The sequence below is a fragment of the Novosphingobium sp. BL-A-41-Hi4B-X5A genome, assembly GCF_055521705.1.
Window position 1 is genome coordinate 1,748,089 of the sequence record NZ_CM145500.1, and the last position, 12,991, is coordinate 1,761,079.

General features: G+C 65.0%; 13 protein-coding genes. 5 read left to right on the forward strand and 8 right to left on the reverse strand.

Annotated features, from left to right (window positions below; translation table 11 throughout):
• Positions 1-5 precede the first annotated feature (5 nt).
• The 3 genes from ACZ1JY_RS08345 to ACZ1JY_RS08355 are packed head-to-tail and all read right to left on the reverse strand — an operon-like array spanning position 6 to position 2,987.
• Positions 6-965 carry an MlaD family protein gene (locus ACZ1JY_RS08345; protein WP_118073118.1) on the reverse strand — a complete coding sequence of 320 codons (960 nt, stop codon included), beginning with the start codon at positions 963-965 and terminating at the stop codon, positions 6-8.
• Positions 966-975: 10 nt separating this feature from the next.
• Positions 976-1,869 carry an ABC transporter ATP-binding protein gene (locus ACZ1JY_RS08350; RefSeq protein ID WP_465128983.1) on the reverse strand — a complete coding sequence of 298 codons (894 nt, stop codon included), beginning with the start codon at positions 1,867-1,869 and terminating at the stop codon, positions 976-978.
• Positions 1,869-2,987, reverse strand: a complete 1,119-nt coding sequence (locus tag ACZ1JY_RS08355) for an ABC transporter permease (protein WP_118073117.1) — start codon at positions 2,985-2,987, stop codon at positions 1,869-1,871. Before ACZ1JY_RS08355 ends, ACZ1JY_RS08350 begins: the two co-directional genes overlap by 1 nt.
• A gap of 128 nt (positions 2,988-3,115) precedes the next feature.
• Between ACZ1JY_RS08355 and ACZ1JY_RS08360 the strand changes: the two genes are divergently transcribed.
• Entirely contained in the window at positions 3,116-5,830 is a 2,715-nt protein-coding gene (locus ACZ1JY_RS08360; protein WP_465128984.1) for a valine--tRNA ligase, read from the forward strand.
• Between the two features lie 41 nt (positions 5,831-5,871).
• Positions 5,872-6,618 carry a 7-carboxy-7-deazaguanine synthase QueE gene (locus ACZ1JY_RS08365; RefSeq protein WP_465128985.1) on the forward strand — a complete coding sequence of 249 codons (747 nt, stop codon included), beginning with the start codon at positions 5,872-5,874 and terminating at the stop codon, positions 6,616-6,618.
• Positions 6,619-6,693: 75 nt separating this feature from the next.
• Here ACZ1JY_RS08365 and ssb read toward each other — a convergent pair whose 3' ends face one another.
• From ssb to ACZ1JY_RS08390, 5 genes are all read right to left on the reverse strand, one after another.
• Positions 6,694-7,254 carry a single-stranded DNA-binding protein gene (gene ssb, locus ACZ1JY_RS08370; RefSeq protein ID WP_168905164.1) on the reverse strand — a complete coding sequence of 187 codons (561 nt, stop codon included), beginning with the start codon at positions 7,252-7,254 and terminating at the stop codon, positions 6,694-6,696.
• Positions 7,255-7,526: 272 nt separating this feature from the next.
• On the reverse strand, positions 7,527-9,386 hold the full coding sequence (gene feoB, locus ACZ1JY_RS08375) for a ferrous iron transporter B (RefSeq protein WP_465128986.1): 1,860 nt from the start codon (positions 9,384-9,386) through the stop codon (positions 7,527-7,529).
• Positions 9,383-9,637, reverse strand: a complete 255-nt coding sequence (locus ACZ1JY_RS08380; RefSeq protein WP_168905163.1) for a FeoA family protein — start codon at positions 9,635-9,637, stop codon at positions 9,383-9,385. The genes feoB and ACZ1JY_RS08380 overlap by 4 nt, the downstream gene beginning before the upstream one ends.
• Before the next feature lie 132 nt (positions 9,638-9,769).
• Positions 9,770-10,420, reverse strand: coding sequence for a COQ9 family protein (locus ACZ1JY_RS08385; RefSeq protein ID WP_465128987.1), 651 nt, complete (start codon positions 10,418-10,420; stop codon positions 9,770-9,772).
• An 11-nt stretch (positions 10,421-10,431) separates the two neighbouring features.
• Positions 10,432-11,046, reverse strand: a complete 615-nt coding sequence (locus tag ACZ1JY_RS08390; protein ID WP_465128988.1) for an ankyrin repeat domain-containing protein — start codon at positions 11,044-11,046, stop codon at positions 10,432-10,434.
• A gap of 94 nt (positions 11,047-11,140) precedes the next feature.
• Between ACZ1JY_RS08390 and ACZ1JY_RS08395 the strand changes: the two genes are divergently transcribed.
• Genes ACZ1JY_RS08395 through ACZ1JY_RS08405 form a run of 3 tightly spaced genes read left to right on the forward strand, consistent with a single transcriptional unit; the run spans position 11,141 to position 12,966 of the window.
• Positions 11,141-11,737, forward strand: a complete 597-nt coding sequence (locus ACZ1JY_RS08395; protein WP_465128989.1) for an SCO family protein — start codon at positions 11,141-11,143, stop codon at positions 11,735-11,737.
• A 7-nt stretch (positions 11,738-11,744) separates the two neighbouring features.
• Positions 11,745-12,188, forward strand: coding sequence for a YcgN family cysteine cluster protein (locus ACZ1JY_RS08400; RefSeq protein WP_465128990.1), 444 nt, complete (start codon positions 11,745-11,747; stop codon positions 12,186-12,188).
• Positions 12,181-12,966: a M48 family metallopeptidase gene (locus tag ACZ1JY_RS08405; RefSeq protein ID WP_465128991.1), complete on the forward strand. Its 786-nt coding sequence runs from the start codon at positions 12,181-12,183 to the stop codon at positions 12,964-12,966. Before ACZ1JY_RS08400 ends, ACZ1JY_RS08405 begins: the two co-directional genes overlap by 8 nt.
• The last annotated feature ends 25 nt before the right edge of the window (positions 12,967-12,991 follow it).

The window sequence follows — 12,991 nt, forward strand, 5'->3', positions numbered from 1 at the left end:
CCTCCTCAATTCTTGTAGTCGGGCAGCTTGGGGCCGCCGACAAAACCGCCGACGCCCTGATCGTTCAGGCGGTCGGTCACTTCGCGCAAGCTCTTCGTGGTCGCCTGCAGATCGCGGATGGCCGCTTCGGCAGCAGGCAGCGTGCGTTCGTTCAGCTGGCGGGCGGCCGGGCGGGCTTCGCTCAGGGTGCCTTGCAGCTCATCAGCCGCGCCCTGCGCCGATTTCAGCGTCTGACGCAGCTGCTTGGCGAGGCCATTGGCATCGTTGTTGAGCATATTGTCGGCCGAGTTCGTCAGCTTCTCGAAGCTGGCCAGCGTATAGTTGGCCTGCCGCAGCGTGGCCTGCAGTTCGGCCAGCGTGCGCTTCACATCGGGCGAGGCATCGGCGAGATTGCCGGTCATGCGATCGGTGTTGGCGAGGATGTTCTCGATCGACTTCTGGTTCTTGTCCGACAGCACCATGGTCAGGCGCTCGGTCAGGGTAGCGAGACGTTCGAGCAGGAGCGGCGCGTTCGAGAGGATTTCGCCAAGGCCCGAGCGCTTGGTCGGGATCACCGGCACGCCTTCGGGGCAAGTGGCGCGCTTGTTTTCCTTCGGACAAGCGATAGGCGGGGCGCCCTTGACCGCGCCGGAGAGCTGGATCGTCGAAACGCCGGTGAAGCTGCCGAGCAGGCTGGCCGTGGTGCCCTGCAGGATCGGCACCTTGCGGTCGACCGCGATGCGCACGCGCACGAATTCGGGATCGCGCTCCCACAGCTTGATGTCCTTGACCTGGCCCGACGGCACGCCCGAGAATGAGACCTCCGACCCCTTGGCCAGGCCGTCGACCGACTGCTTGAAGAAGATGTCGTATTCGTTGAGGTCGCCCTGGTTCAGGCGCGCGATCCAGATGGTCAGCACGGCGGTCGCCGCCAGCAATGCCAGCGTGACGAGCCCGACCCAGATATGGTTTGCGCGCGTTTCCATCGGCTAGTCCTTATGCCCCGTCAGGATCAGGCGAAGAACGCCCGTCGTCCGAAAGTGTTGCCCGTACGGCATCATGCCGCTCCTGCGCATCCTGCGCCGCACGTCCGCGCGGGCCGTTGAAGTATTCCTGTATCCACGGATGATCGAGCGCGAGCAGTTCCGGGATCGTGCCCACGGCAATCACCTTCTTGTCCGCGATCACCGCCACCCGGTCGCAGATTTCGTACAGCGTATCGAGATCGTGGGTGATCAGGAACACGGTGAGGTCAAGCGTCTGCTGCAGCTTGAGGATCAGCTGGTCGAACGCCGCTGCGCCGATCGGGTCCAGCCCGGCGGTCGGCTCGTCAAGAAACAGCAATTCGGGATCGAGCGCGAGCGCACGGGCAAGGCCGGCGCGCTTCTTCATGCCGCCGGAAAGTTCGGACGGATACTTGCTTGTCGCCTCGGCCGGCAGGCCCGAAAGCAGGACCTTGTACCGCGCAATCTCGTGGCGGAGTTCGTCGCTGATTTCGGGATAGAATTCGCGCAAGGGGACTTCGACGTTCTCGGCCACGGTCAGCGTCGAAAACAGCGCGCCGCCTTGGAACAACACGCCCCAGCGGCTGCGGATGTCGATGTCATCATCGTCGCGGGCATCGGTGATCGTATCGCCGAGCACTTCGACCTCGCCCGCATCGGGAATCTGCAGGCCGATGATCGTGCGCATCAGGACCGACTTGCCGGTGCCCGAACCCCCGACAACGCCAAGGATTTCCCCCCGGCGCACATCGAGATCGAGGCCATCGTGGATCACGTGATCGCCAAAGACATTGCGCACGCCGCGCACGCGGATCGGGTACTTGCCGTCGAACGGATCAGGCAGGTCGACAAGCTGCTCGGCGGTGGTGGTTGCGGCCTGTTCCATCAGCCCCACCCGATATTGGTGAAGAACACCGCGAAGAACGCATCGAGCACGATGACCGTAAAGATCGCCATGACCACCGCAGCGGTGGTGCGCGCGCCGACTTCCTCGGCATTGTTCTTGACCTGCATGCCCTGATAGCAGCCCGCCAGCGCAACGATGAGGCCGAACACCGGTGCCTTGGTCAGGCCAACCCAGACGTCGTGCAGGGGCACCACTTCCTGAATCCGCGCGAGGAAGGTGAAGAACGGGATGCCGAGCGAAACGCTCGACAGGAAGGCGCCGCCGATGATGCCAAGGAAGGCCGAATAGAAGCCGAGCAGCGGCATCATGATCATCGTTGCCGCAATGCGCGGGACGACCAGAGCCTCCATCGGAGAGACGCCGATGGTGCGCATGGCGTCGACCTCTTCGGTCAGCTTCATCGTGCCAAGCTGTGCCGCAAAGGCCGAGCCGGAGCGGCCGGCGACCATGATTGCGGTCATCAGCACGCCAAGCTCGCGCAAGGTCAGTCGGCCGACGAGGTTGACGGTGTAGATCTCCGCCCCGAATTGGCGCAGCTGCACTGCACCCTGCTGGGCGATGACGATGCCGACGAGAAAGCTCATCAACCCGATGATCGCGAGCGAGTTCACGCCCACCAGTTCCATCTGGTGGACCAGCGCCTTGCCGCGAAAGCGCGATGGGTGGCGCAGCAGTGTCCCGGCGGCCTGGATGATCTGGCCGAGGAAGCCGAGCACCTGCAACATGCCCAGCCCCAGACCGATCATCACATCGCCGACATGCGCGGGGACGCGTTCAAGCAGCGGGAGGCGCGCGGCAGCCACCGAATGGTCGTTCGAATCCGCCTTGCTGATCGCATCGACCAGCTTCTGCGCATCCTCGCTGCAGCCAGTAATTTTCGCGTCGTTGTCTCGCGACAGCCGCCAGACGGTCCACGCGCCGACGGTGTCCATCCGGGTCACACCGGAAAGATCGATCACGCTGACGGATTCGCTGATGGAGCGCAGACGCGCATCGGCAAGGCCCAGCGAGGACACCGTCATCGGCCCGCGGAAGGCGAGCGTCGCGCCTTCCCCATGCGCAGAGGCCTCAATCTGGAAATCGGTCAGTTCCCGCATCTTGCCCGCTTCATGGGGGATTTAATCCAAGGCGACAAGTGCATCACAAGCGCCGTAACGGCGGAACAACGCTTGCGGTTCCCCGGAACGCTTGCAGGCGCGGGCCGGCGATGGCAAGGCGCTGCCCCATGACCGAGACGACTTCAGCGCAGACTTCCGGCGAACTCGCCAAGACATTCGAACCCGCCGGGATCGAAGCCAAGTGGTATGCCCACTGGGAGCAGAACGGGCTGTTCCGCCCCGAGCGGCCCGATGCCGCGCCCTATACCATCGTCAATCCGCCGCCGAACGTGACGGGTTCGCTCCACATAGGCCATGCGCTCGACAACACGCTGCAGGACGTGGCGATCCGCTATGAACGCCTGCGCGGCAAGGATGCGCTGTGGGTGGTGGGCATGGACCACGCCGGGATTGCCACGCAAATGGTGGTCGAGCGCCAGATGGAGGCGCAGCAGGACAAGCGCACCAACTACACCCGCGAGCAGTTCGTGGACAAGGTGTGGGAGTGGAAGGCGGAAAGCGGCGGCGCGATCACCGGCCAGCTGCGCCGCCTCGGCTGCTCGATGGACTGGTCGCGCGAGCAGTTCACGATGGACCCGCACTTCACCCGCGCGGTGGTGAAGGTCTTCGTCGACCTCTACAACCAGGGCCTGATCTACCGCGACAAGCGGCTGGTGAACTGGGACCCCAAGCTCAAGACGGCGATCTCGGACCTTGAGGTCGAGACGCGCGAGGTTCAGGGTGGCTTCTGGCACTTCAAGTACCCGCTGGCCGACGGCGTGAAGCGTGACGACGGCCTCGATTACATCGAGGTTGCCACCACGCGGCCCGAGACGATGCTGGCCGACATGGCCGTGGCAGTGCATCCCGAGGACGAGCGCTACAAGTCTGTGATCGGCAAGGAGATCCTGCAGCCGCTGACGGGACGCCGCTTCAAGGTGGTGGCCGACGAGCATGCCGATCCTGAGCTGGGTTCGGGCGCGGTGAAGATCACGCCGGGGCACGACTTCAACGACTTCGAAGTGGGTAAGCGCGCCGGGATCAAGGCCGCCGACATGCTCAACATGTTCGATGCCGAGGCGAAGGTGGTGCAGACCGCCGATGGGCTGGTGCCTGCGGAGTTCCTCGGGCTCGACCGCTTCGATGCGCGCAAGCTCGTGGTCGAGCGGATGAAGGAACAGGGCTTCCTGATCCCGCACGTGACGAAGGACAAGGAAGGCAACGAGGTTCTGCACGATGCCGAACCGCGCACGATCCAGACCCCGTTTGGCGATCGTGGCGGCGTGGTGATCGAGCCGTGGCTGACCGACCAGTGGTACGTCGATGCCGAAACGCTGGCCAAGGCGCCGATGGAAGCGGTCCGCTCCGGCGCAATCGAGATCGTGCCGAAGACATGGGAAAAGACCTTCTTCAACTGGATGGAAAACATCCAGCCATGGTGCGTCAGCCGCCAGCTGTGGTGGGGGCATAGGATTCCGGCTTGGTATGGCTCGGATGGCCAGTGCTACGTTGCCGAGACCGAGGAAGAGGCGCAGGCCAAGGCAGGCGCAGGCGTGACGCTGAGCCGCGACGAGGACGTCCTCGACACGTGGTTCTCCTCCGCCCTGTGGCCTTTCGCCACGCTCGGCTGGCCGGATGAAGACGCACCGCTGCTCAAGAAGCACTATCCCAACGACCTGCTTGTCTCGGGTTTCGACATCCTGTTCTTCTGGGATGCGCGCATGGCGATGCAGGGCTTGCACTTCATGAAAGAGGTGCCTTGGAAGAAGCTTTACCTGCACGGCCTTGTCCGCGCCGCCGATGGCGCGAAGATGAGCAAGTCCAAGGGCAACGTGGTCGATCCGCTCGGCCTGATCGACAAGTACGGGGCTGACGCACTGCGCTTCTTCATGTGCGCGATGGAGAGCCAGGGCCGCGACGTGAAGATGGATGAGAAGCGCGTCGAGGGCTATCGCAATTTCGCCACGAAGCTGTGGAACGCCGCGCGCTTCTGCCATAGCAACGGTATCACCGGCAGCACCTCGGTCGCAGCCCCTGCCGCCACAGCGGCGGTCAACAAGTGGATCATCGGCGAAGTCGTCGAAACCGTCGCCGCGCTGGATCAGGCGATGGCCGACCTGCGCTTCGATGCAGCGGCAAACACCGTCTATCACTTCGTGTGGGACCAGTTCTGCGACTGGTACATCGAACTGATCAAGGCCAATTTCGATGCCGAGACCAAGGCGGTCGCGGGTTGGGTGCTCGACCAAATTCTGGTGATGCTCCATCCGTTCATGCCGTTCGTAACCGAAGAGCTGTGGCATGCGCTGGGCAAGCGCGACGGCGAGCTGATCGTCGCGGCCTGGCCCAAGCCCGAAGCTACGGTAGATGCGGCCGCCAAGCGCGAGGTCGAATGGCTCATCGCGCTGGTCTCCAACCTGCGCACCGCCAAGAACGAACTCGGCATTTCGCCGGGGGCCAAGCTTGACGCCTACCTGCCCGAGCCTTCGGCGCAGACGCGCTCGATCATCGAGGCGAACCCTGCGGCGATCGAGCGTCTTGCGCGGCTTAACGGCATCCGCTTCGAATCGGCGCCTTCGGGCGCTGCGATGCAGGTTGGCGCGGGCGATGCCAACATCATCGTACCGCTCGAAGGCGTGATCGACATCGCGGCGGAGAAGGCGCGTCTGGAGAAGGCGTTGGCAGTCTCGCAGAAGGAAGCGAAGTCGCTCGAAGGGCGTCTGGGCAATCCCTCGTTCGTCGAGAAGGCCAAGCCCGAAGCGGTCGAGAAGGCCCGCGCCGACCACGCGATGCATGCTGCCGAGGCCGAGCGCCTGGCGGCGGCACTGCAGCGGTTGGGATAAACTCCCGTCCCCCTTGATGGGGGAAGAAGTAAGGGCCTGAGATGTCGATCGTGTTGGCCACCGTGAACCCCGGCGAGCCGGAGGTGTTCTCCTCGCTTCAGGGCGAAGGCCCCGGCATGGGTCGGCCCTCGGTGTTCGTGCGGCTTTCGCGCTGCAACCTCGCCTGCCGCTGGTGCGACACCGCCTATACCTGGCGCTTCACCGGCGACAATCGGCCGCACCGCGACGAGGTGGCGTTTGAGCGGGGAGAGAACCAGATCGCGATGAGCGAGGCTGACGCAGCCGCGCTGATCCTGTCCCACCCCGAGGAGCGGCTGGTGATCACTGGTGGTGAGCCGCTGTTGCAGGGGGCAGCGCTGGCGCGCACCGTGGCCCTGCTCAAGTCCGAACGCCCTGCCCTTCATGTCGAGGTCGAGACCAACGGCACCGTGGCAGTGCATCCGGAACTCGATGCGCTGATCGACCAGTTCAACGTCAGCCCCAAGCTGGCGCATTCGGGCAATCCCGCAGAACTGGCGCTGGTGCCCGAGCGGCTGGACGCCTGGGCGCGCGATACCCGCGCATGGTTCAAGTTCGTGGTGGCCAGCGCTTCCGACCTTGCCGAGATCGCCGCGCTGCAGGACCGCCATGGCATCGCCAGCGATCACCTGTTCGTTATGCCCGAGGGCACAGCCAGTTCGGTTCTGCGCGAACGCTCGCGCTGGCTGGCCGAGGAAGCGCTGGAGCGCGGCTGGCGCTTTACCGACCGGCTGCATATCCACCTCTACGGGGATACGCGGGGGACCTGAGCTTGCAATAAACAAGAGCGCCGCGAAGCTTTTGCCCGCAGCGCCTTGTTGTTCCTGCGTCAAGCAATCCGACGATCAGAACGGAATATCGTCGTCCAGATCGTCGCCGAAGCCGCCGCCGCCCTGGTTCCAGCCACCGCCGGCGCTGCCGCCTGACGAGCCGCCACCGCGCGAGGAACCGCCGCCGAAGCCGCCCGAACCGCCCGAAGAACCGCCATCATTCCAGCCACCGCCGGACGAGCGGCCGCCGCCGCCACCGCCCATGCCGCCGCCGCCAGCGCCGCCCGACCCATCGAGCATGGTCAGCACGCCGCCCATGCCGCCGACCGAGATTTCGGTGGTGTAGCGGTCATTGCCGGACTGGTCCTGCCACTTGCGGGTGCGCAGCTGGCCTTCAATGTAGACCTTGGAGCCCTTGCGCAGGAAGCGTTCGACCACGCCGACGAGACCGTCGGAATTGATCACCACGGAGTGCCACTCGGTGCGCTCCTTCTTCTCGCCGGTGGCGCGGTCCTTCCAGCTTTCGGATGTCGCGATGCGCAGGTTGGCGATGCGGCCACCGTTCTGGAAGCTCTTGATTTCGGGGTCTGCCCCGAGGTTCCCGACAAGGATCACCTTGTTGACGCTGCCTGCCATCGAATCACGTTCCTTCTGATCTGGCCGATTGCGTAGCGCATGGCTTTGGTGGGGGGCGAGTCCGGGCCTGTGAGTTTTCCAGAAGGAAGATTGGTTCACGCAGAGACGCGGAGAAGAAAGGGAGACGCAGAGGGGGGTAGCGCTGGGCCGACAGGCCCCTCTACTCCGGCAACGACGAGGCTGACGCAAGATTGGAATTGGAGAGCGGCTGCGCCGCAAGCGCGACAACCCCGCGCCTCCCCTTCTTCTCCGCGCCTTTGCGTGAAACCCTTCTAACCCAGCCCCGCCGCAATCGCCGTCCAGTAGGTCACCCCCGCCGCCGCATAGGCCAGCGCGAAGAGGTAGGCGAGCATGAACGCCGGCCATTTCCAGCCGTTGGTCTCGCGCCGCGCGACGGCGATGGTCGAGAGACACTGCGGAGCGAAGACGAACCACGCGAGGAAGGCGAGCGCCATCGGCAGGGTCCAGCGCGACTTGAGCTGGTCGCCCAGCGCCATCGCAGCCTGATCCTCGTCATCACTGGCGCTGACGGCATAAGTCGTGGCGAGCGAGCTGACGGCGACTTCGCGCGCGGCCATTGCAGGGATGATCGCCAGGCTCATGTCACGGTTGAAGCCGATGGGTTCGAGCACGACCGACAGGCCATTGGCCAGAGTACCGGCGACCGAGGCGTTGACCTGGTCCTGCCCCGGCTCTGCGCGCGGGAAGTTCAGCAGGATCCACAGCGCGATCGTGACCGTGAAGATCATCGTGCCGGCGCGGCGCAGAAAGATCCACGCGCGCTGCCACAGGCCGAGCGCGAGATCCTTGAGCGTGGGCAGCTGGTACTTGGGCAGCTCCATGATGAAGCCCGAAGCCGCGCCCTTGGTGACCGAACGGCGCAGCACAAGCGCCACCACCATCGCGCCGACGATCCCGGCGACGTAGAGGCAGAACAGGACGAGACCCTGCAACCCAATGCCGGGGCCGACGCGGGTGTTCGGAATGAACGCGGCGATGATCACCGCATAGACCGGCAGGCGCGCCGAGCAGGTCATCATCGGCGCGATCAGGATCGTGGTTAGCCGGTCCTTGGGATCGGTGATGCTGCGCGTGGCCATGATGCCCGGGATGGCGCAGGCGAAGCTTGACAGCAGCGGGATGAAGCTGCGGCCCGACAGGCCGACGCCGGCCATCATGCGGTCCATCAGGAAGGCGGCGCGGGCCATGTAGCCGGTCGCCTCCATCGTCAGGATGAAGAAGAACAGGATGATGATCTGCGGCAGAAACACCAGGACGGAGCCGACGCCTGCGATCACGCCATCGGTCAGGAGATCGCGCAGCAGGTTTTCGGGCAGGGTGGCCTTGGCAAGATCGCCGAGCGCCGAAACGCCGCCGTCGATCGCGTCGGCAAAGGGCGTGGCCCAGCTGAACACCGCCTGGAAGACGATGAACAGGAACGCGAAGAGGATCGGTGGCCCCGCCCACGGGTGGAGCAGGAGCCTGTCCATGCGCGCATGGATGCGGTGCTTTGCCGTCTCCGAAAGGATCGCCGCGGTCGCCATCTGGTGGGCCAGCATGCGGCGTTCGGGCAGGGTGACGTGGGGACGCGCTGCGTCGAGCGCGCGCTCGGGCTTGTCACGCGCTTCGGCGATGGCGGCAGCAAGTTCGGTCAGGCCACGACGGCGGACGGCCACGGTCGGGATCACCGGCACCCCGAGCGCAGCTTCGAGTGCGGCGGGATCGAGGGTCAAGCCATCGCGCTCGGCCAGATCGACCATGTTGAGCGCAACCACCGTAGGCCGGCCGAGTTCGAGCACTTCCTGCGCGAAGACGAGGTGCTGTTCGAGGTTCGAGCTGTCGAGCACCAGCACGATGACGTCGGGCCTGGCTTGGCCGGCCTGCTCGCCCATGATGACCTTGCGGGTCACTTCCTCGTCAGGGCTGGTGGTTTCGAGGCCGTAGGAGCCGGGCAGGTCGACCAGCTCGACCGGCTCGCCCGAGGGAAGCAGCAGGCGGCCCGCCTTGCGCTCTACCGTGACGCCGGGATAGTTGGCGATCTTCTGGCGCGCACCGGTCAGCGCGTTGAACAGCGCGCTTTTCCCGGCGTTGGGGTTGCCGACCAGCGCGGCGACGGTGGGCATCTTGCTCATGCGACAGCTTCTGCGATCGGTTCGACCGTCATCGCCAGCGCATGGATGCGGCGGATGGCGACGGTCATGCGGCCAATCTCCACCGCCAGCGGATCGCGACCGGCAAAGACACCACGATAGGCGAGCGTGACCCTCGCCCCCTCGTCAAGACCAAGCGCACGCAAGCGCTGCGCCTCTTCCGCGACAAGCGCGGACCAATCCACCGATGCGATTCGGGCGGGCGTACCGATAGGGAGCTGATCGAGCGTCACCGGTTCCCGCTGCCATAGCGAGCCAGCATTTGCAAGTCATTCGCAATAGAATTGCGCTGGATCAAAAAAGGAAGGTCGGCGCCACCCTTCAATCGTCATCCCGGCGAAGGGCGGCGCGCTATGTGTTACCGGTTACGCCGCCGGATAGCGCAGGCGGCCCAGCATTCGCGTCAGCGAGAAGGTTTCCTCGCGCGGCTTGACCAACTTGGCCTTGGCCTTTTCGAACTGCATCACGTTCTCGATCCGGCGGTCGAGGAAGGTGCGCGTGTCCTCGTGGCCGTCGCTGGTATCCTGCGCGAAGTAGGCAAGCGTCGCAGCATAGATCGAGCCTAGCGTGATGCGCTTGGTATAGTGGTTGTAATCGGTGGCGACATCGCCTGCGAGCCGCCACATCGCATCGGCGCTCGACCAGCCCAGCCGGGTCGCCTTTGCCACGTTCTGCGGCATTGCCATGATCGCCAGCGCGCGACGCAGGGCTTCTTCCTTGCCGACCAGCGCATCGAGCCGGAACTGGACAAGACGGCGGATGCGCTCGCGAATCGGCAGGTTGCCGAGTTGGGTGCTGGGCAGCGCATCGGCCATGTCGGCGTCGATGCGCGCGATCCATGCGGAGATCATCTGCATCGGACCACCTTGGAACGCAAAGGCAGCCAGCGCGGGATCGACGCCCTCCATGGCAGCGGCCGCAGCAACGGCAGCCGGTTTCCAGCCATCGAACGCAGCAGCTTCGGCAATAGCCGGGGCGAGGCGAAGGCGCAGGGCATCGAGGGTTTCGTCGGTCATGTCAGTACCCGTCAGAACGAGGGGCCGTAGGTCTTCTTGGGCGCGGCGGACTTTGCTTCCTTCGACGCCTTTTCCAGCTCGCCCAGCACCGGGCTGCCCTTGTCGAGTGCCGCATAATCGCGCGCGGAGCGCCCGGAATTGTCCGGACGATCGGGGTTGGCCCCGGCCTTGATCAGCATACGCACCAGCGCAAGATCCTTGCGGTGAACCGCACTGATCAGCGGCGTTTCACCAGTATTGTTCGCCTCATCGATGCGCGCGCCAGACTTGATCAGTTCGTCGACGCCTTCAAGGAAACCCATCTCCGACGCTGCCACCAGCGGGGTCACGCCGCGATTGTCACGCGCGTTGACGTTGGCACCCTTGCCGATCAGGAATTGCACCCAGACAAGATCACGCCGGGCCACGACGATGTGAAGCGCGGTCTGTCCGGTGGTATAGTCCTTGGTGTTGATGATCTGCGTGCCGGGCTCGTTCAGAGCCTCGGTCACCTTGTCGCCTTCCTTCTTGCGGACGGCTTCGAGGAACTTGTAGCTGTCGGAGAACTGGGCCTGTGCCGGAATTGCCGTGGCGGCGGCCAGCAGCATGGCCAGCGCGGTAAGCGGCCTGCGCATCTTCGACAGCATTCGAACCTCCTGTTGCGTGCCCCATCAGCCATTTACGGCCTTGCGGACTCGCCTCTTGCAAGGACACGGTTAGCAGAGCATGAACCGGCGCGCCATGGCTCTCGCTTTCAGATCGACACTCGCCGCGCTTGCCGCAACCTGCACTTTCGCGCTTGGCGGATGCAATATGACCCCTGCCGAACAACCGCCTCTCGAAGGCGCCGCGATTGGCGGCGACTTCACGTTGACCGGCAAGGACGGGCAGGCCGTGAAGTGGAGCGACTTTGCCGGCAAGTATCGCATCGTCTATTTCGGTTACACCTTCTGTCCGGATGTCTGCCCGCTCGACATGCAGAACATCGCACAGGGCCTTCGCCTCTTCGCCAAGGAACACCCCGACGCCAAGCCAATCGTGCCGATCTTCATCACCATCGATCCCGAGCGCGATACCGCGCAGGTCGTGGGCAAATATGCCGCGAACTTCGGCAAGAACGTGGTCGGGCTTACCGGAACGCCGGCGCAGATCGCCGATGTCGCAAGGAAGTGGGCGGTGTTCTACCAGCGGCGCGACGAGGGCAAGCCCGACGCATACCTGATGGACCACAGCCGCGCGGCCTATCTGATGGGGCCGGACGGTGCTGCCATCGCGTTGTTGCCCGCCGAACAGGACGGAAAGGCCGTGGCCGCCGAACTCGCCAAGTGGGTGCGTTGACGCCGGAATGAACGATGACCGCTTCTGGGAACGGCCAGTGGCAACACTCAGCCGCGAGCAGTGGGAAGCGCTGTGCGACGGCTGCGGCAAGTGCTGCCTGCACAAGCTGGAGGATGAAGACACAGGCGAGGTGGTCCATACCAATGTTGCCTGCAAGCTGCTGGACCTCAGGACCGCGCGATGCAGCGACTACAAGCATCGCCGCGCCTATGTCCCCGATTGCCTGCGCCTGACGCCGAAGCTGGCGCGAGAATTGCCGTGGCTGCCCGATACCTGCGCCTATCGCTTGCGGGCCGAGAACCGGCCGCTGCCTGAGTGGCATTATCTGATTTCTGGTGATCGCGAGGCGGTGCATCGCGCTGGCCAGTCGGTCGTCGGCAAGGCGGTGAGCGAAACGCTGGCCGGGCCGATCGAGGACCATATCGTGCCTTCGGACCATTTCGATGGCTAGGGGCGTGCTCGACTGGTTGCGGCGGGCCGACACCAAGGCCAAGCAGCCCCCCTCTCGCGGAACTTTGGCCCCGCGTGCCGTGGCGCGCCGGACGCTGATGGTCGAAGGGCGCGAATTGCCACTGGTGATCCGCAAGCTCGGCCATGCCCGGCGGATGACGCTGAGGCTTGCACCCGACGGCAGCGAAGCGCGCATCTCCATCCCTGCGTGGGGTCGCGTCGGCGATGCCGAGGCTTTTGCGCGCGACCGGGCCGACTGGCTGGCGGGGCAACTGGCGCGGATCCCAGAGCCACGCGCTATCGCGCCCGATGCCACGCTGCCCTGGCGGGGCGAGACCTTGCAGATCGAATGGTCGGAGCGGGCGCGACGCAAGCCGGTGATCGCGGATGGACGCCTGATCGTCGGGGGGCCGGTCGAGGGGCTGGCTGCGCGGCTGCAGCGTTGGCTGGAGGCCGAGGCGCTCGCTTACTGCGCTGATGACCTTGCCCATTACTGCGCCCGCGCCGGGGAAGCCGTCCCACGCCTGTCGCTATCGCGCGCGCAGCGGCGCTGGGGCAGCTGCGCGGCAGACGGGTCGATCCGGATGAACTGGCGGCTGATCATGGCGCCGGATTTCGTGCGGCGTTCGGTCGTGGCCCACGAAGTGGCGCACATGAAGCATTTCGATCATAGCCCCGCCTTCCACGCTCATCTCGAACAGCTTTTCGAGGGCGAGATCGAGACGGCGAACCGCTGGCTCAAGCGGCACGGCCGGTCGCTGTATGTGCCGTTTGGCTGAAAGCCTGCCGATGGGTAGCGGAAGC

What these genes read in the sequence shown, in the direction of transcription:
- ACZ1JY_RS08345 (WP_118073118.1), bottom strand. Translation starts at nt 965, where the DNA reads ATGGAAACGCGCGCAAACCATATCTGGGTCGGGCTCGTCACGCTGGCA.
- ACZ1JY_RS08350 (WP_465128983.1), bottom strand. Translation starts at nt 1,869, where the DNA reads ATGGAACAGGCCGCAACCACCACCGCCGAGCAGCTTGTCGACCTGCCT.
- ACZ1JY_RS08355 (WP_118073117.1), bottom strand. Translation starts at nt 2,987, where the DNA reads ATGCGGGAACTGACCGATTTCCAGATTGAGGCCTCTGCGCATGGGGAA.
- ACZ1JY_RS08360 (WP_465128984.1), top strand. Translation starts at nt 3,116, where the DNA reads ATGACCGAGACGACTTCAGCGCAGACTTCCGGCGAACTCGCCAAGACA.
- ACZ1JY_RS08365 (WP_465128985.1), top strand. Translation starts at nt 5,872, where the DNA reads ATGTCGATCGTGTTGGCCACCGTGAACCCCGGCGAGCCGGAGGTGTTC.
- ssb (WP_168905164.1), bottom strand. Translation starts at nt 7,254, where the DNA reads ATGGCAGGCAGCGTCAACAAGGTGATCCTTGTCGGGAACCTCGGGGCA.
- feoB (WP_465128986.1), bottom strand. Translation starts at nt 9,386, where the DNA reads ATGAGCAAGATGCCCACCGTCGCCGCGCTGGTCGGCAACCCCAACGCC.
- ACZ1JY_RS08385 (WP_465128987.1), bottom strand. Translation starts at nt 10,420, where the DNA reads ATGACCGACGAAACCCTCGATGCCCTGCGCCTTCGCCTCGCCCCGGCT.
- ACZ1JY_RS08390 (WP_465128988.1), bottom strand. Translation starts at nt 11,046, where the DNA reads ATGCTGTCGAAGATGCGCAGGCCGCTTACCGCGCTGGCCATGCTGCTG.
- ACZ1JY_RS08395 (WP_465128989.1), top strand. Translation starts at nt 11,141, where the DNA reads ATGGCTCTCGCTTTCAGATCGACACTCGCCGCGCTTGCCGCAACCTGC.
- ACZ1JY_RS08400 (WP_465128990.1), top strand. Translation starts at nt 11,745, where the DNA reads ATGAACGATGACCGCTTCTGGGAACGGCCAGTGGCAACACTCAGCCGC.
- ACZ1JY_RS08405 (WP_465128991.1), top strand. Translation starts at nt 12,181, where the DNA reads ATGGCTAGGGGCGTGCTCGACTGGTTGCGGCGGGCCGACACCAAGGCC.